This window comes from Candidatus Bathyarchaeota archaeon, from assembly GCA_026014745.1.
GTDB lineage: Archaea > Thermoproteota > Bathyarchaeia > Bathyarchaeales > Bathycorpusculaceae > Bathycorpusculum.
The window spans coordinates 787,070-811,864 of the sequence record JAOZHS010000002.1; the positions used below are offsets into that span (position 1 = coordinate 787,070).

The 24,795-nt window shown below is 46.0% G+C and carries 21 protein-coding genes; 8 read left to right on the forward strand and 13 right to left on the reverse strand.

All coding sequences use genetic code 11. The annotated features are described in order from the left end of the window. Positions 1 to 43: 43 nt before the first annotated feature. Together NWE92_10675 and NWE92_10680 are read right to left on the reverse strand one after the other, a co-directional pair. Positions 44 to 2,338: a glycosyltransferase family 39 protein gene (locus tag NWE92_10675; GenBank protein ID MCW4030094.1), complete on the reverse strand. Its 2,295-nt coding sequence runs from the start codon at positions 2,336 to 2,338 to the stop codon at positions 44 to 46. A gap of 14 nt (positions 2,339 to 2,352) precedes the next feature. Further along, positions 2,353 to 4,800 carry a hypothetical protein gene (locus tag NWE92_10680; GenBank protein ID MCW4030095.1) on the reverse strand — a complete coding sequence of 816 codons (2,448 nt, stop codon included), beginning with the start codon at positions 4,798 to 4,800 and terminating at the stop codon, positions 2,353 to 2,355. A 115-nt stretch (positions 4,801 to 4,915) separates the two neighbouring features. Between NWE92_10680 and NWE92_10685 the strand changes: the two genes are divergently transcribed. From NWE92_10685 to NWE92_10695, 3 genes are read left to right on the forward strand one after another with little or no spacing between them, the layout of a single operon-like run. Then, positions 4,916 to 5,341, forward strand: a complete 426-nt coding sequence (locus NWE92_10685; GenBank protein ID MCW4030096.1) for a cobalamin-dependent protein — start codon at positions 4,916 to 4,918, stop codon at positions 5,339 to 5,341. Positions 5,342 to 5,359: 18 nt separating this feature from the next. Then, on the forward strand, positions 5,360 to 6,271 hold the full coding sequence (locus NWE92_10690) for a tetrahydromethanopterin S-methyltransferase subunit H (GenBank protein ID MCW4030097.1): 912 nt from the start codon (positions 5,360 to 5,362) through the stop codon (positions 6,269 to 6,271). Then, positions 6,198 to 6,719: a DUF1616 domain-containing protein gene (locus NWE92_10695; protein ID MCW4030098.1), complete on the forward strand. Its 522-nt coding sequence runs from the start codon at positions 6,198 to 6,200 to the stop codon at positions 6,717 to 6,719. The genes NWE92_10690 and NWE92_10695 overlap by 74 nt, the downstream gene beginning before the upstream one ends. On the opposite strand, the gene NWE92_10700 is transcribed toward NWE92_10695, so the two are convergent. The 6 genes from NWE92_10700 to NWE92_10725 form a co-directional block, all read right to left on the reverse strand. Next, a complete protein-coding gene (locus NWE92_10700) occupies positions 6,690 to 8,075 on the reverse strand; it encodes a cobalamin-dependent protein (protein MCW4030099.1) in 1,386 nt (461 codons plus the stop codon). The two genes, NWE92_10695 and NWE92_10700, sit on opposite strands and share 30 nt — an antisense overlap. Positions 8,076 to 8,468: 393 nt before the next feature. After that, entirely contained in the window at positions 8,469 to 9,344 is an 876-nt protein-coding gene (locus NWE92_10705) for a hypothetical protein (GenBank protein MCW4030100.1), read from the reverse strand. Positions 9,345 to 9,499: 155 nt separating this feature from the next. Beyond that, positions 9,500 to 10,330, reverse strand: coding sequence for a hypothetical protein (locus NWE92_10710; protein MCW4030101.1), 831 nt, complete (start codon positions 10,328 to 10,330; stop codon positions 9,500 to 9,502). A 102-nt stretch (positions 10,331 to 10,432) separates the two neighbouring features. Beyond that, positions 10,433 to 12,094, reverse strand: coding sequence for a glycosyltransferase family 39 protein (locus NWE92_10715; GenBank protein ID MCW4030102.1), 1,662 nt, complete (start codon positions 12,092 to 12,094; stop codon positions 10,433 to 10,435). Positions 12,095 to 12,513: 419 nt separating this feature from the next. Then, on the reverse strand, positions 12,514 to 12,756 hold the full coding sequence (locus tag NWE92_10720) for a hypothetical protein (protein MCW4030103.1): 243 nt from the start codon (positions 12,754 to 12,756) through the stop codon (positions 12,514 to 12,516). A gap of 37 nt (positions 12,757 to 12,793) precedes the next feature. Next, a complete protein-coding gene (locus NWE92_10725) occupies positions 12,794 to 12,982 on the reverse strand; it encodes a hypothetical protein (GenBank protein ID MCW4030104.1) in 189 nt (62 codons plus the stop codon). Positions 12,983 to 13,402: 420 nt separating this feature from the next. On the opposite strand from NWE92_10725, the gene NWE92_10730 reads away from it, so the two are divergent. After that, complete coding sequence (locus NWE92_10730) at positions 13,403 to 13,945, forward strand: hypothetical protein (protein ID MCW4030105.1); 543 nt, start codon at positions 13,403 to 13,405, stop codon at positions 13,943 to 13,945. Between the two features lie 29 nt (positions 13,946 to 13,974). Here the strand turns inward: NWE92_10730 and NWE92_10735 are convergent, their stop codons facing one another. The 3 genes from NWE92_10735 to NWE92_10745 form a co-directional block, all read right to left on the reverse strand. Next, positions 13,975 to 14,244, reverse strand: coding sequence for a 50S ribosomal protein L35ae (locus tag NWE92_10735; protein MCW4030106.1), 270 nt, complete (start codon positions 14,242 to 14,244; stop codon positions 13,975 to 13,977). Between the two features lie 112 nt (positions 14,245 to 14,356). Next, positions 14,357 to 15,259, reverse strand: a complete 903-nt coding sequence (locus NWE92_10740) for a hypothetical protein (GenBank protein MCW4030107.1) — start codon at positions 15,257 to 15,259, stop codon at positions 14,357 to 14,359. 170 nt (positions 15,260 to 15,429) lie between these two features. Next, entirely contained in the window at positions 15,430 to 16,455 is a 1,026-nt protein-coding gene (locus NWE92_10745; protein MCW4030108.1) for an adenosylcobinamide amidohydrolase, read from the reverse strand. Positions 16,456 to 16,752: 297 nt separating this feature from the next. Here NWE92_10745 and NWE92_10750 point away from each other — a divergent pair, with 297 nt between their 5' ends. Beyond that, the gene (locus NWE92_10750; GenBank protein ID MCW4030109.1) at positions 16,753 to 17,637 is read left to right on the forward strand and encodes a hypothetical protein; all 885 of its coding nucleotides are present in this window, start codon (positions 16,753 to 16,755) and stop codon (positions 17,635 to 17,637) included. Between the two features lie 28 nt (positions 17,638 to 17,665). On the opposite strand, the gene NWE92_10755 is transcribed toward NWE92_10750, so the two are convergent. Beyond that, the gene (locus NWE92_10755; protein ID MCW4030110.1) at positions 17,666 to 18,424 is read right to left on the reverse strand and encodes a carbon-nitrogen hydrolase family protein; all 759 of its coding nucleotides are present in this window, start codon (positions 18,422 to 18,424) and stop codon (positions 17,666 to 17,668) included. Positions 18,425 to 18,638: 214 nt separating this feature from the next. Between NWE92_10755 and NWE92_10760 the strand changes: the two genes are divergently transcribed. The 3 genes from NWE92_10760 to NWE92_10770 all read left to right on the forward strand — a co-directional run bounded on the left by NWE92_10760 (position 18,639) and on the right by NWE92_10770 (position 21,941). Further along, positions 18,639 to 19,622 carry an asparagine synthase-related protein gene (locus tag NWE92_10760; GenBank protein ID MCW4030111.1) on the forward strand — a complete coding sequence of 328 codons (984 nt, stop codon included), beginning with the start codon at positions 18,639 to 18,641 and terminating at the stop codon, positions 19,620 to 19,622. 88 nt (positions 19,623 to 19,710) lie between these two features. Continuing rightward, on the forward strand, positions 19,711 to 20,817 hold the full coding sequence (locus tag NWE92_10765) for a 6-bladed beta-propeller (GenBank protein ID MCW4030112.1): 1,107 nt from the start codon (positions 19,711 to 19,713) through the stop codon (positions 20,815 to 20,817). A 53-nt stretch (positions 20,818 to 20,870) separates the two neighbouring features. Next, positions 20,871 to 21,941 carry a zinc metalloprotease HtpX gene (locus NWE92_10770; GenBank protein MCW4030113.1) on the forward strand — a complete coding sequence of 357 codons (1,071 nt, stop codon included), beginning with the start codon at positions 20,871 to 20,873 and terminating at the stop codon, positions 21,939 to 21,941. A gap of 57 nt (positions 21,942 to 21,998) precedes the next feature. Here NWE92_10770 and NWE92_10775 read toward each other — a convergent pair whose 3' ends face one another. Beyond that, positions 21,999 to 24,437, reverse strand: coding sequence for a PQQ-binding-like beta-propeller repeat protein (locus NWE92_10775; GenBank protein MCW4030114.1), 2,439 nt, complete (start codon positions 24,435 to 24,437; stop codon positions 21,999 to 22,001). Positions 24,438 to 24,795 lie beyond the last annotated feature (358 nt).

Here is a 24,795-nt window from a genome sequence, read left to right on the forward strand (position 1 = left end):
ATTTCTTTTCAGAGAACCTGATTGTTCTATCAATAGACCGACTTTAGGTTTGGTTTGCTATTTTGAAAATCGCGTATCGGTCGTTGGAGTAGATTAATTGCAGAAGACGGTTGTTTATCATTTTGGTGTCAAGCTGGTTTTTGTCATAGACAATGAAGCCGACGTTTCGGCCGCTCATGTAGTCGCGGAAGTCACGGGTCTCTACAGAGAAAGGCGGCACTTGCAAGCTAAAGATTCCTTCAAGGTTCTCACGAGTTAGGGTGGGATAGCTGTTTTTTGCCAAAGCTAACACCTCGTAACTGGAGGTTGCGGTTTGGTTAACGCCTATACTGTTGTATTGATATTGGAAGCGGACCGCGTCGATTTGACGATTAAGCAACGAGCCAATGTTACCCCAAGAGGGCAGATCAGTGAAGTTATAGGCATAAGCAACGTCGTTTGTGTCGTCGTATAAACCGAGATAGTGATTTGTTAGATGGGCGTCGACGAAGTTAACTGTAATCCAGTCAGGACCTTGCGACTGCAGGGGTTCAGGAGCATCCCAAGGATTAACCCAATCCAGCAACCCCGGAATCTCAACGGAGTCAAACTTCCACTGAAGATCAAAGAAGGTGCTCAGATACAAAGTCACGTCGGTTATATCGCTTTGCAAAGGCGTGATAGCCCAAGAAACGTCAAGAGGATAGCTGGTGTTTTGGAAACGCACGGTTTTTGTGAGGGTTATGTTGTCGTTAGTGTAGATGAACTGAATCTGTTTGGGGTCAGTTTGGTTTTGGAGGTTTATGTGCATAGCCATGTGATTGAGAGTGACCTTGTTGACCGTACCTTGCTGGGTGTAATTTAGGAAATCCCCGCTCCGTGAGGTGTAAGCAACTTGGTTCCAGACCATGTCGAGGGGCACAAAGATTTCTTGCGAGATGTCACCTTTGGCTTCATAAGCGGAAAGCATGGTTTGGGGATGCTCAATCTCATAAGACAAACTTAACACTGATTCGGCGACTTCGTTGCGTTCAATAATGGGATTAGTTTGGGCAATGACGCTTTTGCCTGAGAATTCCTGGAACCAAAAACCAGGGTTTTCTGAAACCACAATGGTGGAGTTTTCGGGGTAGTTATCGCGGAGCCAGAGCCCTGCATCGTAGGCTTTGGGGTCAGTGGTGGAGTAGAAGGTGCCTGCCTCCAAGATTTTACCGTAAACCGTATCTGCACGCACCACCACAGCGGATGCCGCGATTACAATCAGGGCCACGGTGACTGCTTTAACCCAGTTTTTGCGGAAGCTTGCCCGGTGCTTCGCGTAGAATTCGGGAGCTTTTTGAATTAGGAATATAGCGGTGACCGCGGCGAAAATAGCCAGAGGTGGAGTTAGGTAGTAGATGAACCATTGGAAAGGTAAGAATAGCCCCACAAGGTAGGATTGGGCAAAAAAGAAGGGAACCACAAAGCTGCAGACCAGAACCAAAAAGAAAAGCATGCGCTTCGTTGCGCGAAGCGTCTTGTAGGCAAGGTAGAATCCGCCTATGGCAAGCAACAGAAGGAAACCGAAGTTAACCGTATAGGCATTGAGTGTGGTTGCGCCGATTTGGTAGGCGTAGGTTTTTTGGCTAAAGAAGAGGATGTAGACTAGTTCGCCAAGATAGCCAATCATGGCGTGGAAGTAATAGATGAAAAACGCGATGCCACCGCCAAAAATCAGTGCGATGATTACTTTGAGGGAGGCACCACGAGATTTAATGAGCATAAACAGCAGAATAGGCGGCAACATAAAGAAGGCGACAAACGTTGCCAACTGATGTGTCAACACAACCGAGAAAGCAAAAAAGAATGTAACCACAAGGTAACCGGTTTTCTCGACGGATAGTGGCAAATAAGTTAGTAGTAAAAGCAGGAAACCGATTCCTAAAACGGTGGTGCAGCCGCCCCATTGGTTGAGCTCAAAGATGGGAAAGCACATCAATAGAAGAATTGCGGCTGCGACGCCGACTTTTTTGGTGAAGAATTTGCTGGCCAACAGGTAAACTGACATGACCATAATCCAATTCACAATCACCGTGACAACTTTAACCATAAAGATGAACTGACCGATGTCGCTTGCTCCACTAAGAGAGATGAACATTGCTAAGACGATTTCATAGAGAGGCGGCGTCCAACTCACGGTCGAGAGGGGGATTTGTTGGGTGTTAAGAAATATTTGGGCTTTTTCAAGATGCACCGCGGGGTCGTTGCCTAAGACGACGCCGTTCATAGATATGACTATGTAGAAGATTGTTAAAACCACAACTGAGAAAACGGCAAAGAAGAGGACTTCTAGTTTTTTTGGTTTCGTTAGTCTATCCATCAAGGCGTCAGCGTTCACCCGTCTTGATTGAGGTTCCCCACGACCTGAAAGATGGCGACTTCGCTGTTAATAAATACAAGGTCAAATGCGGGGTCATGCAGAAACTTGGATGCCATTTCAGTCGGCATTTGTTGGTCGCCTTCAACGTGAAGGATAACGTAGGAAACGTTGTGATCTTGGAGCGAAATCTTGTAGTCAAAAGATTCAGCAAACCCTTCGGAGCTAACAACGTCACCGAAAGAATTCAAATTCGCGCTTATCAAGGGAACAAAATAGTCATTCATTGTTTGCTGGTCAGCGTAGTATTGGAGGCTGTCGGTAACGGAGTAGGCGGCTGCCTGTATCTGATACTGGAAGTGGACTTGGTTTTGCAAATTATATTCTAAATGCATCTTGTTGGAGTGCTCGGTTGGAGCAGTCACAGCCGGCTGGTTCTCGTTAAAGATGAGTTGCCCAAACGTTTTCACGCCTAAATCAATCAACCCAATGGTCTGTGAATCCGCGTAGGGTATTGTGATGCCTTTGCTTTCTACATCAATATCCAACCAATTCAACTCAACATTGGGCAGGGCAGTGTCTAGTGTTGCGGTCAAGTTGACGAAACGGACGCCACGGTAGATGGTGGTGTATTGAGTATAGTTGAAGTAGTCGTTGCCTCGGCGGACCACTATGAGGTTATAGTCAGGATCAACTTGGGGATACGAGGTCATATACATATCTCGCACCGTAAGTTGATCCAAAGAAGTCGAATACTGCACGCCATCCACACTGTATTTTATGATGTTTTGATTGCTGTCAAAGTTGAAGAAAGAGTAGGGGAAGTAGGTCCAGTTGAGGTTAGCTAAGATTTCAGGGTTATGCCGTGCGATGTAGCCGCCGTCTTCGCGTACCTGCACCAACCCGTTATCTACCAGATAATTTGTATCAAGAAGGTTGCTGGCGTTCTTAGCAAGCGGAAACTCCCGTGCAAGCGTCAAATACTGCGGGTCCACCGCGCTGAGAGTGGGACGCTGGGCAAACCCAGAGAGCCACCAACCGTAATGAGCATCCGAAACCAAAATGGCATCTGCGGGAGTGTTTTCCTTAAGCCACTGAATAGCTTCCCAGCCGGGTTCATCCATGAACTGATAGAAATTCTCAATCGTCCGACCTTGAATAGGGGTCATAAAAATAGGGATAACAAAAAAAGAGAACAATAGAAAGCTCAGTAGAAAGAGGCTGTAGACGGTTTTGTGGGTCGCATGTTTGGAGATCCATGCGGCTGTCTTGTCGGCGTTTTGTTTTGCTTTTTGGTTTTGTCTGTCAAGAGCACGATGCAGACTGGTAGGATAGGAAACCGGGGGGGTTGGCGCGGGGGTGGGTTTGGCTTGTTCTTTTTGACTCTGCAGCGTTCGGTAGGCGTCTACGGTTTTAGCGAAGAAATCTGCGCCATGATCAATGAGCATCGCGATAAATATCATAATGGGTAAAATGACGAAGTACAAGAAGCGGTTGTAGTCGATTATGAAACCAAACAGGTAGCCCTGTGTTAAAATGAGGGGTACCAATAGCCAGCTGCATAGCAGAAATGTTGGGAGGGTGAGGTATTTTCCTTGATATTTTTTTGAGAAGAGCAGAAACGCGGGGATGATTAAGAATAAGGGTAGCACTAATTCGAGGGGGAGGATTCTTGTGGAGAGGGTAGCGGCGTTGATTGCGTCTGTTCCAGCTGAGACGTTGAAGGTAGAGTTGTCCTTTAGATAGGCGGGTACCGCGCTTGCAATGAAAGGAGATACCAAGGCAATTCCGATAAAGACGGGAAGTAACCAGTAAACGCCGGTTTTTCGGGTGACGCCTAAGCTTTTAGGAGCAATAAAGATGGCGAGTACCGAGAGGAAGGTTACGCCCACAAAGATGGCTGCGCTCAAGGAGTGAGATAAAAATAATGAGGCCACCAAAAGCGAGGTGGATGCCAAAAAGGGCGTTGGGGAGAAGCGGTCCTTTTGGAGATACAAATAGAAAATTAGCGGAATAAGCAGCAGGGTTATGGCGTTGGGGTAGCCTCCCCAGAGCAGCATTTCGATGTCGAAGCGGGAAATCGCTACCAAAAACGCCACAATAAACGCTGCGGACTCATTCCATATTCTGCGGGTGATAAGGTAAGAGGCTAAAACGAGCAGAGAGGAGAATAGGGATACAGCGACTGCTTGAGCTATGTATTCGGGTAGCCCTGTCATGAAGATGATTGCTGCGGAAAAGATGTGGTATCCGGGGAAGGTTAAGGATAGTCCGCCGCCTATTTGGTAGAAGTTCCACAGAAAATTCGTGTTTCCAGAAGCTGTGATGGAGTAGATGACGCTGTTGTGTAGTCCAATGTCGGCGCCGGAGGGGAACCCATTCCAGAGCATAAAGAGTAAACGGTAAATGAAGGAGAAAACGAAAACTAACAGTAACAGAAGGGGCTTTCTTGTTAACTTTAGCATCCACTCTCTCCTAAGGAAATATGTCTTACTTATTGATTATTTGTGAGTCAAAGCTTAAATATGAATTTCGAGTATAAAAAGCCCAGAGTATCTAAAAAGGAAAAAAGGTGTTTAAATGTCGTGGCTTAAATCTATGATGGAAAAAGAGCCTCCAGAACCAGAGAATCCATTAGGCATAGTCGTTATCGGCAACATTGAACCAGACATGCATGACACAGCAAAAGAAGCAGTCCGCCGATCTCTAAAACGCGCAGGCTTCAAAACCATTGACGTCGGAAAAAGCGTTGCTCCCCAAGTATTCATTGACAAAATAAAAGAAAACAACGCAAACCTACTTGCACTCTCCGTCAACACAGTCCCAGCAAAGAACAACTTAGCAAAACTTGACGAACTCTTGAAGGCAAACGGCCTCAAAGAGAAAGTCGGCATCATCATGGGCGGCGCAGCAGTCAAGAAAGAAGACGCAGACGCACTTGGCGCAATCTTTGGCAAAAACAAAGAAGAAGCTCCAGAACTAGCAAAGAAAGCTCTTAAGAAATAATCCATCAGATGTGGAAAAATGTCCTTTAAATTCCAAACCCAACAAAACATCTATGAGATTGGTAAAGCAAAAATTGGCGGTCAACCAGGAGAAAATCCAACTTTCCTGATTGGTTCCATCTTTTGGCTAGGCCAAAAAATGGTCCAAGACGCAAACAAAGGCATTTTTGATGCAAAAGCTGCCGAAGAAATTATTAACAGATGCCAAACTCAAAGCGACATAACCGGTGTACCATTCGCTCTGGACATTGTCGCAACAACCGAAACAGCATTCGAAAAATACATTGATTTCGTACCGAAACACACTGAAGCACCACTCATGCTTGACGCAATGAGTCCCAGAACTCGTATGGCAGCAGCGAATCTCGCAAAGAAGATGGGCCTCGCAGACAGGTGCCTCTACAACTCTGTCTATAAAGGCGTCACCGATGCTGAACTCGCTAACCTCAAAGAAAGCGGCATCAAAATGTCCATCGTGCTAGCTGATGACCCCAAAGATACCACCTTAGAAGGCAAGATGAATGTTATCGTTGAAGCGTTAGCATTAGCCGAAAAAGGCGGCATCACCAAACCACTGATCGACACAGCCATTCCCGCATTCGAACCAGACATGGGAACCTCTGTGCGCACCATACCAGTCATGAAAGAAAAGTATGGTCACCCTGTAGGCTTAGGCAGCGGCAACGTTGTCACAACCATGGGTTGGGTCAAAGCAAACGTCGCAAAAGAATTCCGCAAGGGACCCGTCTGTGCAACCAACACCATCATGCAAATGGCCGGCGCAAACTGGCTCATGATTGGTCCAGCTGAACAAGCAGAATGGGTATTCCCAGCAGTCGCAGTCACTGACACATACATTGCATCAGCAGCAGCCGACCTCGGAACAAGACCCCTCGAAGAGACTCATCCAATCTATAAGATGTTCATGTAAAAACATCTTCCTTATTTTTTATTTTAAAAAAATAAAGGAATCTACTCTGAAACCTCTCAAATGGCTCCTAATAATCGTCGTTTTCACAGCGCTAACCTTACTTGCTACTTATCTTTTGGCGGTTCCAAGCGGCCAAGAATTCTCCGCCAGCCTCATCCCACGCTATATCCTTAGCTTTGTGTTCATCTCTTTTCTGCCCGGTTATTGTCTTGTGAATATTTTGTTTGTCGGCAAGAACCAACTGGATATAGTTGAAGAAATAGTGCTTTCCGTCGCGTTAAGTTTCGCTTTAGCTGGCTTAATGGGATTATTTTTGGGACTCTCCCCCATAGGCATCAATCTAAACTCGATAGCGGTTTCCCTGAGCATTCTTGTGTTGACGCTTTCAGTAGTTGCGTTTGTAAGGAAAACAAAAAGCTTAGGAAAGCTTGATGTGCATAGCCCTTAGGGCATATGCCGCTGAAGTTTTCACTGCAGAAATCCCGTAAGTTCCGCCTTTTCGCATCATCTTAAACACGTAGCCTGGACGTAGATAGAATTGTTGGTAGGCTTTATAGCGGAGTTCGGCAAGTTTCTCCATGCTAAGCTGCGGGGTCTCAAAAGTGGGACCTGCCGTGTCGAATTTGTCAAAGTCAGTAACACGTAACCAGCCATTTTTGATGACCTGCTCATACATGGGTGTACCGGGGTAGGGGGTTGCTACGTAGAAGCCGACGTCGTCGGGGTTGACTTTTTTGACGAAGTTTATGGTGGCTTTGGCGGTTTCTTCTGTTTCGCCTGGGAAGCCCAAAACGACGTTTGCGATGGTCATTAAGCCGACTTGTTGTGCGGTTTTGAAGGAATCAAGGGTTTGGTCGAGTTTGATTTTTTTGTGCATTGCGCCAAGGATGGCTTCGGAACCGGATTCAACGCCCATCCATACAGCGATGCAGCCTGCGTCTTTCATGGTTTTTAGCAGTTCGCGGTCAACCATGTCTACGCGGGTGCCGCAGTCCCACATCATGTTTAGTTTGCGTGTGTGGAGTTCTTCGCAGATTTTTAGGACTCGGTTTCGGTCAACTGAGAAGGCGTCGTCGTAGAAGGTGACTTGGTCTACGCCATATTTGTCGTGGACAAGTTGCATTTCGTCGACGACGTTTTTGGCGCTGCGCCAGCGGTAGCCTCTGCCGAACATGCGCACGGTGCTGCAGAAGTCGCACCAAAACACGCAGCCGCGGCTTGACATGAGGGGGATGAGGATTTTGCCCATGCGTTTGAGGTTTTCCATTGGCATCAGGTGATGTGCGGGGAAGGGTAGGGCGTCGAGGTCTTGTATGAGTGGGCGGTCTTCGGTGCGGCGGATGGCTCCGTCTTTTTGGCGATAGGTTATGCCTAATACGTTTGTTAGGGGTTCGTTGTGTTGGAGTTTTTCTAAAAGTTCAACGAAGGTTGCTTCTCCTTCTCGGCGGACCACGATGTCTAGGCTTGGGTATTCGTTGAGGGCGTTTTCGTCCCAAAATGTGCCGTGACTGCCGCCCAGCATGGTTGTTGCGTTGGGGTGGAGTTCTTTGGCGATGTCGATTAGTTGCATCGCGGACTTGTAAAGCAGAGTCGTTGCGGTGACGCCGACGACTTCGGGGGATTCTTTGCTCATGCGGGCGCGGAAGAGGTCACTGGTTAAATGTTCAGCTTGGCAGTCGATGACGCTGATTTCGTGGCCTTCTTTTTCGGCGACTGCAGCCAGATATGCTAGCCCCAAGGGGATGAACGGGGGGTGGGAGTGGACATGTGGCGGATAGGGAGGATTGATAAGAGTAACTTTCACAGTGTGATACGCCCTTCGTTGGAAGGGTTAGACGTTAAAACGCATTATATAGTTTTCTCAACAACGCTACACGCCCCGAAATAAGGGAAATCATGCAGAATAACGGTTTTAGCAAAGCACTGGTTTTCAACATACTAATGAGGCGTTTCTGCGTCAATACTGACCTACCCCCCTTAGGTTTCTGCATAGAACCACTAATAGGATCCAAATATGTTTTCCAAAGTCCTAAATTACTGAATTTCTTTGCAAACACCAAAAAGCAGTGCACAGCGATATGCAGTCGGGCACTTGCATAGCCCATTCAGGCGGGGTCGGTCATGTCTCACCTGTCAGCCCAGAGCCCAGCCGCCGCCTATAAGCAATTTTGGCAAACAAACAGCATAACAAAAAATACTATTTTGATGCATGAGAACGCTTTTTAAAAAACAAGACGACGCCAACAATAACAACCGCCGTTAACAATGCACCAGCCGCCGGCACAATCAAGGAAACCTCAACTGCTTGCGCTGCGGGGGGTATTGCTGCGACGGAGAAGTATTCAGTTTCAGAAGCTCCTAAGTTACCTGCAGTGTCCCAAGCATAGACAGTTATGTTGTACTCTCCCGCAGGCAAAGGAGACATAGTCGAGTTCGCGTTGACCGTAACGTTTTGTTGCCCGTTTAGGCTGTAGGCGATTTTTGAGTAAGCCTTGCTGACCGTGAGGTTAAGCGGGACCTCCGAGGTTGAGGACACGTTTTCTGGGGGCAAAACCGAAACAGTTGGTGCCGTGCGGTCTATTGTGAAGCTTATTGTCGCTGTAGAGCTTATGAAAAACTCTTTGCGGGTTAACTCTTTCTCGTTTGTGTAGAAGCCCATCCCAACGGCATTTATCACTATGTTATGTTGTCCCTCGGGAACGTTTGAGAGTAGAAGGTTGAACGTCGCCTGTTCTTGGCAGCCTTGGAGAATATCGTTTGTGTCTTTTTTCCAATCGGTTTGGTACGTTACGCGTTGCACGGTTGTAAATGAAGCGGTTCTTGATTGTGGAGCAGTCACATTGAAAGCTAACGACACACGACTGGTATTATAAGCGGTATTGTTGTTCGGTGAAGCCACGTTGATTGTAGGTGGGTATGTCTCTTGGTCGGGAGGCACCTGACCAGTTATCATATAAGGGTTTGCCACACCATAGGCAACCAAATTGGCGTCAACCATTAACAGAACCAGAAAAGCGATCACGAAAATGGAGAGGTTGCCTTGCCTTGAATCCACAAAGACTCCTTCACTCAACGGTTTCTTTCTTGCCTAAAAACGTTTTTTGTCAAGGTTTCTTGACAAAAGAGAGGGATCTTTGGTTGAGGTTTCTTGACTTATCGTTAAATTAGAGCAGCAACATGGAAAATGGACGTTTGTAATCGGACATTAGAATTTGATTTCGCTCGCCCTTAGTTGTTACGATTCACTTTTCTAATTGCTATGAGGGCGCCAAGTAAAATTACTGAAATAATCACTGCTAAAGAAGCAACAATAATCATAGTAAACATTGGATCATTTGGGATGTTAACGTTGAAGAAGACCGTTTCGGAGGCATCTATACGGCCCGATGGCTCTTCCGTATAAGCAATGATATAATGCTTTCCGTTGGACAAACCAGTCAAGGTTGTGTTTCCAGTAATCGGGACTTTTTCTTGTCCGTCGACGGCATAAAAAACATTGTTAACTGGATGGTCCACGGTGATGTTTAAAGGAAAAGAAGAATTTGTTAAGGTGGCATTTTGAGATGGATAACTTATTTTTGGAGTTGTGTACATTTCAAAGTTAACTGATGAATTGCTTTTTAGCCAGCAATTATACTCATGAAGACCATCCTTCAAGATTTCGCCATCCGCCCCTGCTGCTACTGTTAATGTATGCGGACCGAAGGGAATGTCAGTGATGTTAAAGTCAAATTGGGTAATATCACCTGTTTTTTTCCCAACTACTGAAACATATTCTTGTATCCAATCGCCCTTATACGAAACCCCTAAAGTGTACATATTATAGTTGTGACCTTTGGGGTCGGTTACCGTTATGCTTACATTTAGAGTTCCATTGGAATAGTCTGCGTTGGCTATTGGAGTTACAATAGTAATTCTTGGCGGGGCAACATTTGCTGGAGCAGGTCTATTCCCAAAAAAGAAGTCATATCCGGAAGGATTAGCCCTAGTTACTTGTAAGGTGTAAACGATTAACAAACTTAGAACCAAAATTAGACACAATACGCCTAACTTTTGCATTTTTTACTACACTTAAATGCGCAGGCTCTTCTTAGATTTATCTTTTACTCAATTTGGAATAAATTCTAAATTGTTTTAAACATAAAAAACGAGCCGGGCAAATCATGAAAATGTTAAAACAAAAATTCGCCCCGGCTCCTCCCAAAACACCGTGGGTTCATAGTGGAATCTGCCCGTCGCCATCAATGTCTGGTTGAAATCGGGGAACGAGAGGGTTGTACCAAAATAATGATACTTCGCGCCGCCATACTCGTCGACTAAGAGGTATTTTATGTGGTTGGCTTCGCATTGGTTGATGAGCTGCGTCATGTTGAAATTCGGCGTGTAGGTGTCCACGGGCTCCGCTGGAAACTGATACACTCCGATGGGTGTGGGGGAGTTTTGGTTGAGGTAGAACCAGACGATGCTTTGGTCCATCAAGTTGAAGGGGCAAAGCACCATAACGTTTTCGCCCTCGGAGAGGTGGCTTGTGACATAGCTAACCGCGTCCCCGATGGGCAATTCGACCTGATAATTCTCAGAAATGCTATATGCGTCGCCTACGCTAAACGCAAAACCAACTAAAGTAACAGCGATTAAGCCGCACGCAGCCCCCTGCATCAACATCCTCTTGGGCACACTCAAATGAGGCAGCCGCCAAGTCTTCTGCAACCAACCCAACCCCGACACAACCAAATTCGAAGCCGCAATCGCCAAAACAGGAAACAGCGGAATAAGGTAGCGCCACTCCCTGTTCGGGATGGCTGTGAAGAAGACGTAGACGACGATGAACCAGATGAGCAGGTATTTGTCTTGGGTTTTGTGTCTTAGCGCTAAACCCACCAGCCCTGCCAACCCCAAAACGTAAAGCACCACCGAGATGGGATGCACTGTGGGGTATTGTGCGGCTAATTCGATGAGGTAGAAGATGGGCACCTGCACCCAACTCGGCAACCCATCATACCAAGAGGGGAAACGTCCAACGCCCGTGCTGTAGAGGGATTTGTCGGGGTTGCCGATGTTTAAGGCATAGAGCCACTGATTTAGCATCCCTGCTGAATACAATCCATAAAACAGCGCCGCCAACGGCACCACCACCGCCAAAACAGCCAAAATTAAACGGGGAACCGTGCGGAACTTCTCCATCAAATAGCCCCGCCCTAAAACCGCCAAAGCCACCGCCGCCACCACAAGCGCAATCACCGTCTGATACTTCGTTGCCACGCCCAAAGCAAAAGCCACGATGCTTAGCGCTAGAAACTTGGTTTGATGCTTGGTTAACCAAACAAAAAACGACGCCAACGTCAACGTGAAGAAAAAGAGCAGGGTGGTTTCTATCATACCCATGCGGCTAAGCAGCACATAGCCAGGTATTACCGCTAGAAAGGCGCTGGCAAGCAATGCAGTTTTAGCACCGTAAAATCGCAGGGTAAACTCGAAAACCACTCCCATAGACAGCAGCGAAAATGCTACTGAGACAAGTCGCCCCGTAAAGACGCCCACGCCGCCCACAGAGTAGAAGCCTGCAATGAGAACGCTGTAGAGAGGCGGATAGAAATTGTTCCATGCCGCATACTGCTCCAAGTTGCCACGCAGTAGCAGGATGCCTGCGTTGAGGTTGCCGACTTCATCCCACTGCACAGGCATCACGGCTAAACCGCCGATTGGGGGGATACCGAAAATCAATATCAGCCCGTAAACTAACGCGAATGCCAAAAAGGCGAGACGCCAACGGTTCACGCCAGCCCTAACCCAAGCCGCAATCGAATTAAAGCTGACCTTCAAGGCTACCCCACGCAGAATCTTTAGGGCAAAACAGCTTATAAAACAATCTTTAACCCACCCCCTCTTAACGCAGAGGCAGACCCCTAGAAATTTATAGGCAACCTCAAATAGTGAGGATGCATTGAAATAACAAAAGAAGGGTCAATTTTGACAAATGTGAAGTTGAAGACTAAAGGAAAAAAATACTACCAAAACACTCACGGAAAAATCTGCAGAGTTAAAGCCAAAACAAAGCTAAACAAGCTATCGCACCTAAAGAAAGCGCAAAGAAAACTAAAAGCGCAAGTTAAAGCCTAAATTTAGCATACCGTTAATCGGTTTACCTTCAAACGGTAAGGGTCGTATACTCTAAACTGAGGAGTTTTTTTGTTTTTACCACGCCGCCAAATGCCCTTTAGGGATGGCAAATACAGCTAAAGTCAGGTTAAACCGTCGGGATGTTTTTCCATCCACTGCAAAGCATAAGCTTCAGCTTTAGACGCCGTTGCATATTCAGGAGAAATACGGGTCCCTTCGGCGTTGCTAGTTTGTTGCCCAACGAAAAGAAGGGCATGATACGTTTGGCTAAAATCTTTTTTTGCAACTATCAGAGTCTGCCCTGTAGTTTGGTTAACAAAGCCACCGTTGTTACTGATTCTGCGCCAACCTTTAATTAACTTCACAGTTCAAGCTCCAAAAAGGTCACAATATCGACGAGCATTATCTACGCCTTGCCCACACCTGTTTAGGCTCAAAACAACTAGTTGCCTGTGCTTTTTGAGATGGATTCGCTAAACGTTTAGCAAAGCAAGTTTTGCAGTAAACCGGTTTTCCGGGAGTCGGTTTGAAAGGTACAGTTGTAGGTTGATTGCAGGTAGCGCATTTTGCGTCATAGAGAGTTCTTTGCATTTTTTCACCCCTATTTAGTATCAAGGCTGGAACTGTTTGTTACTGAGTCTTCTTTTTAACGTAGACAAAGTGCATCAAACCTCAGCTGTTTGTAATATTTGAAAAGAATCCTTATTCAGATAGGCGCACCCAGGGGGATAAGAGAACTCTTCAAGGCATGGAGTATATCAACGACCTAATAAAGGAATGGATAGAAAAAAGGTTTTTTGACAAAAAATTCCGCGCCAATAATCAAAAATCAATAAAAGGTCGCAGATAAAACGATTAATTAGGCAAAAACAGAAGATCCACCTGTTTATGTCGCAGATAGATATATTAGGTATAGAGTCGTAATTTATATGGGAATGTACCGAGTTTTTAGAGTAAAATCTAACCACTTCTGAGATAGTCACGCTACCTCACATTTCTGGAGACAAAAAAATGAATGTTGAAGAAAAAACTCAATTTATAATGGCTATCCGAAATCTCACGTTCACCAAAGAAGAAAAACACCCCAACTACACCGACACCACAGCCAAAGATAGCTCAAACAAAAAAATTCTCTTACGCACCATAGAACCACAAGGAAGAACAGGATTCACGGGAGTAGACGACGTAAAAAGCATGAGCAGACTAATGGAAAACGAAGACTACGAGGTAGGCATCCTCATCAGCAAACGCTTCACAACTGCCGCCCTCGAAGAAATATCGAATAAAAATATACAATTAATTTCCGACGATTACATGCCACACTTTGAGACAGGAACACTCTACCAAACGATAATTAACTGCGTCAACAACCAATGCAAAGTCAACTGCGGAAAAATTCCACAGAAAAAATCCGATTGCGAAGATAAAATAGAAAACAAACCGTGCAAAGTCAAAGCGCTCAGCGATAATTCATTGTTCCATTTTGAACAGGGCTGGGTCGGCTTAATGCAAAATGACCTAAAAAAGCTCCTAGCACTAAAAGCTGCTCAATAACCAACTTTTTTAAATAAGAAAAAGAATGTTTAGCTGATTAATTCAACTGTTGTTCCTATCGCTTGACCGGGAACACCATGAACGAATCGCGCAAGAACCATACCATTTTTGCCATGTGTACGCATAATTTTTCCAGTCATCGTACTGGTTTGGTTTTTCCAAGTTACTCTCTGCCCGACTAGTTTTCCTGCTAAACCTTCGGAGTCAATACCGGAAAACTCGATTAGACATTCTTTTGATGCTTGCGCTTTGGGTCCTATTCGGAAATTTGTTATTCGTCCATAAATTTTTTGAGACAAAAATATTCACCGTTTTTAAGTGCCCCTTTAGAGAGCCTTCGAGCTTTTAAAGGTGCCCTAAACATACATAGAAAAGCGTTACAAAAAACAAAAAGAAAGAAGAAAGGGAAGTTTATTTGTAGAGTTGTTCCCAGCGGGCGAAAAGATCCAGCACTTCGTCGCCGCCGTGGTCTTTGAGAAACTCGCGGGTTTCTTTGTCGGCTGCGGCTTCTTTTTGGAACTTCTGGATATATTCAGCTTTTTCGGCAAGGAAGATGATGCCGTCTACGCCTTGGCGGGCAACGCGGGTTGCAACAGTCATGATTTGTTTGGTTGGTGCCACGGTGTCCCAGGTTTCGTTTGGTCCACGGACATAGAAGTTTACGAAGGTGGGTTTCTTTAGTTGACTCTTAAAGCCGCGTGCGATTGTTTCCCAGTACCAAGGAGTTGGGTAGGCTTTGCTAAACATTGGGATAACAAAGTAGTCAGCGTATTGGGCTAAAGCTTCAAAGTCATAGCCAAAACGAACTTTACCCAACAATGGGTCAGGAAGCAAGTTAACAAAGAGGGGTTTGCCAGAGACGATTTCTTTAACTTCTGCAAGGAAGTCAGTTACTGTTTTTGCACGCCATTCTACCCAGCTAAGACCACTCTTGGCTTGTGCCGCGATGCAACGTGGGCAAGTGCAGAAACCTTGGTCTGCGAAGTGTTGGCTGCTGATGCTGATGCCGGGAGTTTGTTTGGCGGATTCAGCAATGATTTTAAGGTTATATTCGCGGGCTTCGGGGTTAGTCATGCAAACAACGTCCCAGCGGAGGTTGAAACGTTTGTTGGTGCGCAATGCTGGACCGAAGCTGCTCATGGAGACCCAGTCGGGGCGTTTTGCCGCCATGTTGTTGTCGCCAAATACAGCGATGTTAGTGTACATTTTGGGGTTTACTTTTCCGACTATGCCGGATTCTGATTTCTGTCGGTAAAAGTTGTAGTCGACGCCTTCAACAGGCTCGGGTTGATATAGAAACACACCGAATTTCAAGTCATTACACCATCGATTTGTAATCGTTTTGTATGGAATTGGAATTGCAGGTTATAAGTCTTTGCAGTTTAGCGGCTTAAGCGTTTACGCTTTAGTTTGGAATACGATTTTCGTTTTAAATGTGTAAGCCTAACCAACATTTAGTCAAAAAAATTTACATCGTAAAGCCATCAGGCACGTTTTGCTGTGGCAGCCTTGACTATTTTGATTAATGCAGCTTTTATCAGAGGAGGCAAATCAACAGCGTCGTAGTTGGGCAGACTTGTGTAGTCGATTTCAGCGATGCCCTTGCTTGCGGTTTCCCAGTTTTCAATGTCGGAAGGTAACAGATTTTTCTGGTAATCCTCATCAAGCTTTGCTGCTGCCAACAATAACCCACCTAAAGAGGGAGTATTCTTGAGGATCTCAGCTAAACCCTCAACGCTAATTGTTAAGCCTTCAATTTTGGAAACTTCCGTCGCCAACTTTTCCAGCGGCAAATGCCGCTCTTTTAGGCGGGCTGCAACTGTGCGGGTTCCCCAAAAGGGTTCCTGCTTAAGCAACGCTTCATGTACTGCGGCTCGGGTACAGGAGCCGACGAGTTTGCCCAGTTTGGAGGCGGGACCTGCTAAAGTTATGGGTTTGCCCTTGCCAGTTGTGACAACGGTGACGCTGTCGGTTATGGAGCCCGTTGCGGAGTCGCCTGTGTAGCGGCTTCGGATATCGAGGTCGCGTAACGCTGCGGTTTTGGCTTCGGTGGCGGTGATGAGGGCGGCGACCATGCAGCTCTCTGAGGGGTTGCCGTCTATGAATACGATGATGTTTATGGTTCCTGTGATTTCGTAGACATCCATTTCTTCGCCTGAGGCTTCGCCATGTTGGCATCCTGCAGTGGCAAATATACTAACGGTGTAGTCGGGGGTTTTTTTGGTGAATTGGCTGTAGTTTTTTATTTTTGCCGCGGTTACCATGGCGAGGTAATCTGCGGGTAAATCGAGTTTTGCCTTTGATGAGGTGATGAGTTCAAGCGGGTCAAGGTGCAAGGAACGGTCGTTATAGCCGTCCGGCACTCCTACATTGAGGACAGCATGAACCTGTTTGCACCCGCCGTTAAATATTGCAGAACTAACTGTTTTTAAAGCGTTATGTGAAAATACGGCTAGCACATTTTCGTGAACAACAAACTTTGCTCCGCCGCCAAGCTCAACTGCATCCAAGCCATCCAATCCCCATAAAACTACTTTTGGGGGTTACTGGCATTTATAGTAATAGCTTTAGAGGGACACAAATTAACGCAGATTCCACACTTTGTGCATTGCACAACCTCAATAAGTTGGGGCTTGTGGTTTTTGCCCTCTTCTAGGGCGCCCTGTGGACAAACACCGATGCATATTTGCCCCGTGCACGGCTGACACTTTGAAAGGTCAATAACTATTGAAGCCTTACGTTTGTCCATGCGAATCAACAATTAAATAAGCGCCAAGAATATATCTTTTGCGAGCAAGGTATTGGGCATGAAAATTGGCTTAGTCACCTACAAACCAGAACACGTCGAAGGCTACGATGTCCACGTTTACTATTCAAAATGGGCTGACGGGCAAGCTTTCCCCGCCGCCAAAGGCATGCAAAACGATGTCACCGTCTTCTGCGACGCCAAAGCCATCCGCGAAGACCCCTCCATCGTCGCCACCTCCCCGGGAGGACCTGCCCTTCGGCGAAACCGAAAATCCAACTTAGCATTTGACTTTGTATGTCCCACACACGCCGGCTACCGCGCCAAAGTCTACGACTACCTTGACAGCCTAACCAAACAAGACATCGAAGGCATAACACTCAACCTCTACCATTTCCCAGACCAAGAATACTGCACCTGCCCCAGATGCACCGAACAGCACCAAAAGAGCGGTTTAAGCTGGACGGATTGGCGAGCCAAAGTCGTAACCGATTTTCTGCGGGAAGCCAAAACCCACACCAAAGGCACCTTCGCCGTGGAAATGTTCCCCGACCCCGTGTTAGCTAAGGAACGCTTCGGCATTGACTTTCCAGCAATCGCCGAGTTAGTAGATTACTTCCATGTACCGCTCTCATCAAGAGACTACTTCACCAACTACTGGGTAGACACCATTGTGCGCGACTTCGTAGCAACCCTCAAAAAACCTGTGGTTGTGGAGCTAAGCGCAGAAATGCCCACTGACGAGAAACTTGACGCTGTCCTAAAAACTGTCTCGTACATTTCCCGCCACAATCTCATGGCCACACTGCTACTGGTTCATGATTCGGAAAACGCCCGCCAAATCGCCAAGTACGCGGTTCATAACAGCGATTTCCACGAGTGGCTCGACTTGAACGAGTTCACAAAAATGAAACAGATAGTGGATGGCTGGGCAAAAATCTACTAGCCACCTTCTTCTTTATTGAGCAGCAAAGCTAAGTTTTTTGGTTACTAATTTTTGCACGGTAGGCTCTTAACCGCTCCATATCCAAATCCGCCGTCAACACAGAATCCTCAGGCGCATCTGTAACCTCACCGAGAACTGCCCAAGGAGCAATGATGGCGCTTCTGCCGCCCCGCATATTCGAGCTAACGTTGCCGACTTTTAGGATGAACATGCCATAGTCGCGTGCGATGCCCTCGGTTAAGGGGTGACCTTTCACGGTTGGATGAGTACCCATAGCCGCCACGGGCAGGGTAACAACTTCAGCGCCTAATGCAGCAACTTTTTTGACCAAGTCGGGGTCGAAGGTGTCTGCACATACAATCATGCCGAGCCTGCCAAAATCAGTGTCTATAACAAGTGGTTCTGAACCTCGAGAGACGCCTGCGTCAACTTCAGCTTTTATGGGGTTAATTTTTTTGTATCTTGCAAGCATTACCCCGTTGCGCCACAGCGTGCTGGTGTTGTAGTATTTTCCGTTGTCCTCTTGGAGTACAGAGCCGCCAAGCAGGTAGATGTTGCCGATTTCTTTAGAGATTTCTTGAAGGAACTGGAGAGTTTTGGTTGCGGTTTCTTGGCTGATTTTGGGGGCGTCCGCGAAGTGGGCCATGCAGTTGGGGACGGTGAAATATTCGGGGAGGGCGATTAGAGTTGGGTTTTGTTTGGCTGCTTTTTGGACTGCTGTTTTTGCGGCTGTGAGGTTTTCTTGGAGGTTTGTGCGGATTTCCATGTGGAGAACGCTGACTTTCACTTGGGGTACCTCATTTGTTGTAGTGATTTCGTTTTTTGGGATTTAAACATAGTTGCTTGTAACGTTAATGGAAAGAATTCTTTACAAGTTGCCGATTGTTCAAAATCTATATCGTGTATCAGCACAGTTGTTTAATATTTGATGGCTTTTATATGCATACAGTTAACTTTATATGCACCGCGGATGACAAACACAGTAAAGAGAGGGATTGAATTTGACCCTTAATGAGTCTGAAGTAAGCAAACTTGTCCCAGAAGTAAGAACATTAGTAAATAAAGTTGTCAAAAGAAATCTAGCTGATGGATTCCTGTTCTCAGCAGGAACCGACACCCAAATCATCGCCTACGAAGCCGTGAAATACAAACCAGACATACCCTGCCTCACCCTAGCATTCAAACATGGACAACCCAAAGACACCCAATACGTCAAAAAAATGGTTGAGCTCCTCCACCTCAAACAGGAAACATACGAATTCGGCAAAGAAGACGTCTACAAATTCTACCCCAAAGTGGTGGAAGCACTCAAAAAATATGACCCCATGGAAATCCGCAACAGCCTCCCCGTTTACATTGGCTTAACCCTGCTAAAACCCAAGGGCATCAAAACGGTCTTCACCGGCGACGCCCTAGACGAGCTTTTCGGTTACCCATGGCAGTTCCACCTCTCAGAGGAACAGTTTGCAATCAAACAGCAAGAAATGTGGGCGGAAATGGGCTTTTCCTCGTTCCCGATGGCAGAATCTCTTGGCATGCAAATTAAGGCACCCTACCGCGACCCTGACTTCATGGATTGGGCAATGAAATTGCCAATTAAATACAAGATTAACATGTACAACGGCGTCAAATACAGCAAATGGATTCTACGCAAAGCCTACGAAGACGTCATACCTAAAGACATCATCTGGAGACCCAAAGCACCCCTAGAAGCAGGCACCGGAACCGAAACATTACGCACATACTTCAACGACCTAGTAGAAGACAAAGAATTCAACGAAAAGAAAGCAGCAATCAAAGCAGAAGACGACGTCGAAATCCAAGACAAAGAACAACTGCTCTACTACGAAGTATTCCGCAAGAAATTTGGCAAACCCAAAGACGTGTTCCCCAAAGTTGAAGGCGGCGTCCAATGCCCCAAATGCAAGAGCTACATTAAGACCAAAATCCAGTTCTGCAAAACCTGCGGAGCCTACCCAATCTAATCTTTCCTTTTTCTTTGTTAATTTATCAAGTTTCTAGGCATTAGCGTTTTTAGTTAGGGTTTACTTTCCATAGGAGAGGACCCCTTTGATGCCATCGATACCAACCGTGTTGGAGGCTAGAGGCGCTTTTTTTGGTAAGCGATTCGTACGGTTGAGTTTGGTTTTGTTTCTGATACTTCTCTTATTGGGCACAGTCATGCAGGTATCGGCGGAAACCTCACACTACACCGTCGTTAGCCAATGGGGCAGTTATGGGTCAGAAAATGGTCAATTTGATAAACCAAGCAGCATCGCAGTTGACCAAGCTGGCAACGTCTACATATGTGACTCCGCCAATAATCGTGTACAAAAATTCTCCAGCTACGGAACGTATGAGTTGCAATGGGGCAGCCCAGGTTCAGAGGAAGGTCAATTCAGCAATCCCTGCGCCATAGCGCTCGATAAGGAGACAAACGTCTACGTCGCTGACAACGGCAATAGTCGGGTGCAAAAGTTTTCTGCCAACGGAACTTTTATGCTCGAATTCAAAAAAGACAAGCCAGATGCCTTTAGTCCCTGCGGCATCGCCTTAGACACTTCAGGCAACCTATATGTTTCTGACGCAGCCAACAACTGCATCATCAAGTTCTCCAGCAACGGTACCTACCTAACGCGTTGGGGAAGCCAAGGTTCAAACCAAGGCCAACTCAACCATCCGATGGGACTTGCCGTCGATGCACAGGGTAACGTCATTGTTGCAGACACCCAAAATAACCGCATCCAAAAGTTCTCTGAAAACGGAACCTACCTCGGTCAATGGGGCAGTTTTGGCTCCAGTAACCTACAATTTAGCCGTCCCAGCGATGTCGCAGTCGACGCAAACGGATACCTGTACGTTGCTGACGCTGGAAATAACAGAATTCAGGTGCTCTCTTCAAACGGGGCATATTTGGAGCAGTTTGGCGAATACGGCTCTATCGAAGGCCAATTCAATGATCCTACAGGCGTGGACGTTGACACCGCTGGCAATACGCTCTACATAGCCGACACAAACAATAACCGTGTACAGGTTTTTGTGGCTTCATGTTTGACCTGCGCGCCAGAGCCGCCGTGGGCAGCAAGCATCCTTGTCATTTTTGGCATAGTCGCGGTGGCTTTGGCTGTAAAGTTTAGGTCCAGATTCCATAAGAATTGGCTTTTTTGGGAAAAACCTTAATTCCCCATTTATGTACTCTTCAAAAACACAATTACCTTGCAGAGTGACTATGTATGGCTAAGCTTAGTGACTTAAAGTGGGCTATGGGATTAAGTATCTTTGCGGCAAGCTTCATATTCGGATTTTTCCTCTTAGCAATCATTTTCCTACTCCAATACTATGTATTGGGCTTCGACATAATCACGGGGTTGCTCTTAGCCATAGGCGGCACATTACTGTTCATACTCTTTGAATATGCAATTGGCCCCACCATAGTCAGCTTATCCATGCGTCTACATTACCTCAAACCGGGAGAAAACCCCTGGTTAGAAAACACCGTAAAAGAATTAGCTGCCAAAAGCAACCTTCCCATGCCAAAACTTGCCGTTGTCCCCGACAGAACGCCTAACGCCTTCACGTTTGGCCGAACCAGCAGCAGCGCGGTCTTAGCTGTCCATGAAGGATTACTGCGAAGCCTCAACCAAGACGAAATCCGCGGAGTAATCGCCCACGAATTAGGACACATCAAACATAAAGACTACATAGTCATGACCATACTCTCAGCATTACCCCTTATTGCCTATTGGGTTTCTCAGCTGGCGTTAACTGCAGGATGGCTAAGCGGAGGAACATCACATAGACGAGGCAAAGAGGAAGGCAACGCCGGCGCCATACTGGTCGTGATAGGCATAATCTCCTTTGTGGTTTACATCGTGAGTTTTCTAGCCGTAATGCGCCTCAGCCGACTCCGTGAACATTTCGCAGATGCCTTTAGCGCATATCTCACAGGCAAACCCCGCAGCCTCGAAAGCGCACTGGCAAAAATCACCTACGGATTATCCATTGCACCAAAAGCAAACGCATCAGCCCGAAGCTTCTACATCGAAGACCCCACGCAAGCTAAACAGGAAATCGGCGATATTATGAAAAATAAAAACAAATATGACCTCGACAACGACGGCGTCCTCGACGAGCGGGAACTGCAATTAGCGATGGAAAAAGAATCCAAAGACACATGGGCACAAATGAACAGTTTATTTGCTACTCATCCCGCCACATTCAAAAGAATTTTGCTCTTGCGTGAAATTGAGCAGGAAATGGACACAGGCAAATACAGCAGCGACAAAATGTACACGCACGTCTAATCCCTTTTCTGTCTTTTTGAACAAAAATTAAAAAAAGAAAAGAGGGAAAACTCTTCTTTAGGGTTTTTTTCTTAGTAACAATATACCGAGTATTGCTATTGCAATGATTATGGCTATTGTTGAGACTGCAAAGTATAATTCAAATGGTGGTTGAGTTGGAACGATTTCGGGTTGCTGGGTTGCAGTTGGTACTGGTTCATCAACGACAAATGAGCTTTCAGCATGCGATGGATAGTAAGATTTTGAGCCGCCAAAGGAGGCGTAAACTGTGTATGCGCCGGGTATGTCTGGTTTCCAGTTAAATGTGTAGAAGCCTGTTTCGTCAGATTTTGTGGTGCCTATGTTTCGGTAGTTGCCGTTAGAATCTAGCACATCGATGGTTACTTCTACGCCGGTAGTGTTTGTAGGGAGGGGTTGCTGCATATACACGTATTCCATCCATCTGCTCTGGCTCTCATCTGAAATTGCGGGTACGCCATTTGGAAAACGAGTGGATGGTGCATTTTGTTTTGTGCCTGCCGAGATGTCAGTTACGGTTCCGCGGATTATTACAGATTGGTCCTGTTGAACGCCTGCATCTGGAGCATCTACAGTGAGTGCCGTTGGACCTTTGCCGTAGCAATATACTTGTCCGTCATAGTTGTTGTATAATATGAGGTTGCCTTCTGCGATTGCGATGCCATTGTAGTTGTAGAAACCTAAAGCATCCCAAATTAATGACCCGTCAGTTGCGTTTAGACAGTAAACTTTTGCCCCTTTGAATAAGGGTGGATTATAGGCATGACCTGCTGTAACATAGAATTTTCCGTCAGCGGCTGCTGCAGGTTGATTGAGAGGGTATCCTTCATAGTTGACGTCTAATCCGCTGCTTCCCGTGAAGAAATCCCACAACTTCTCGCCAGTCTGTAGGTCATAAGTGTGGACGTATCCGCCGTAGTCGATTCCAAACAATTTGCCTTCGCCAATTCTTGCTTGCCAAGAATAAACACCATAAGCGGTTGGATATGCGTCAGTTGGACCCCAAACTTTCTTTCCATTGTTGATGTTGTATCCTTCCCATGTCATTGTTTCTGGGAAGAACATGGTATAGATTCCGTTTCCTGCGGGACTGCCTTGCAATGTGTTCCAAGATATGCCGATGCCGTCGGGAAGCGTTCGGTTTACCGCCCATAATTCGCTGCCGTCTTTTGTGCTGTAACCAATTTCCATCTCTGAAGTGTAGGGAATTGACCAAGAATTAATTGTTGTAGCTAGAATTACGTCGGGAGTGATCTTTTTAATTGATTGCGTATGTGGCTGATTGTAGGTTTTTACTGTTACATTAAACTCTATGCCTTTTGTCCAATCCATTGTTCTCTGCATCATGGGTCGCCATTGCCAAACGTTGCCGCCTGCCAAGACGCCGGGTTGCTGATAGTACATTATGGCTTTGGTTGAATTCCACTTAATCAACGTGTTAGCTTGACCGTTGAGTATGTAAACTAAGATTTCACCGTTTGGCCCAAAGACTGTTGTGCCTGTGGATGCATTAGCTAAACTAAATAGCCATTGTCCAGTCCAAGGATCATAGCAATTGTAGGTGGAACCAGTTGACCATAAGTAGGGGATAACGCCGAATTGGTTGGGTGAATTGTAGTCGTAATATTGACCAAAGGATATGCGGGTGTTGTTTTGCCACCAGAGTTGTTTTCCTGTGCGTAGGTCTAAGCAGACTGCGCCGCCGGTGCTAGCAGAAGTGCTCATCGGCAGATTCAAAATAAGTTTTCCATCAATCACGATTGGGCTGCTCATTTTGGTTTCGTAGGCTAAGCCTGTGTAGTAGTTCCAATCAGTGTAGTTGCCTCCAACGACACCGCCTGGTGCTAAAGGATAAGTCCAAAGTATGTGACCAGACTCGGGGGCGGTTGTATAGGGGTTATAGTAGTTGTAGCCATCATAGTTGCTCATCAGCCAGTCACCAGCAATAATAGACCATTCAGGGTTCATACCGTAGATAGGTCGCGTCCAGTAATCTGTTGGGAGCGGAGTTACAGGCCAAGCTTCCACGGGATCCTGTTGCACAACAACTGTAACTACAGTACTGTTGCTAGGTTTATAGTAGTCGCCCACAAATGCTGCGTTACTTGTTCCGGTAACGGGATTGGGGTTTTTGCCAGCTATCGTTTGTCCAAGGAAAAACATCTGGAAGCTATAGTTACCAACTATGTCTGGAGTGTAGTTTGTGTAAGCGGCGCCGACGTCGTCGGTTGTGAAGGGACCCAAAGTTTGAGTTTTGCCGTTTGGGTCAATGACTGTTACTGTTAAGCCTTCCCAGCGATCTCCGAAAGCTACGTTGGCTGTTGGGGGTAGTTTATCGAGCCAAAAGTTTAGAATCAAGTCTTGTCCAACACCGATTGGACTAGGTGTCACACTCAGAAAAGCGTATGTGGGGGTGTTCCATGGGGGGGTATGCGCATTAGCTGTTTGCACTGCAACCATTTCGATTATGAAACTCATAGTCAGAATCAATAAAATTAAAAAAACCATTGTTTTTTTTATGTGTTTCATATTTTTTTCTCTGCTAAATTTGTTTGGCTAAACAAGCTTCTTTGCGGTTGTATAGCCAACGAAATTTTTGTATCTTTAACACTTGTATATTAATTTACCTATCATACTAAATAATGAAAGTAAAAATAGCATCATATACCAAAAAAATAATGAATATTTGAAAGCTTAACCAACCAAACTTGCAGAAAAAACACTGCAAAACGGCGCAAACCCCACTGTGACCCATAGCTCATCGGTCAGGCTACTTCCCATTTAAGCTCAATAACAGAACATGAATTATAGAGTCGCCTTAAAAATTACGAGGAAG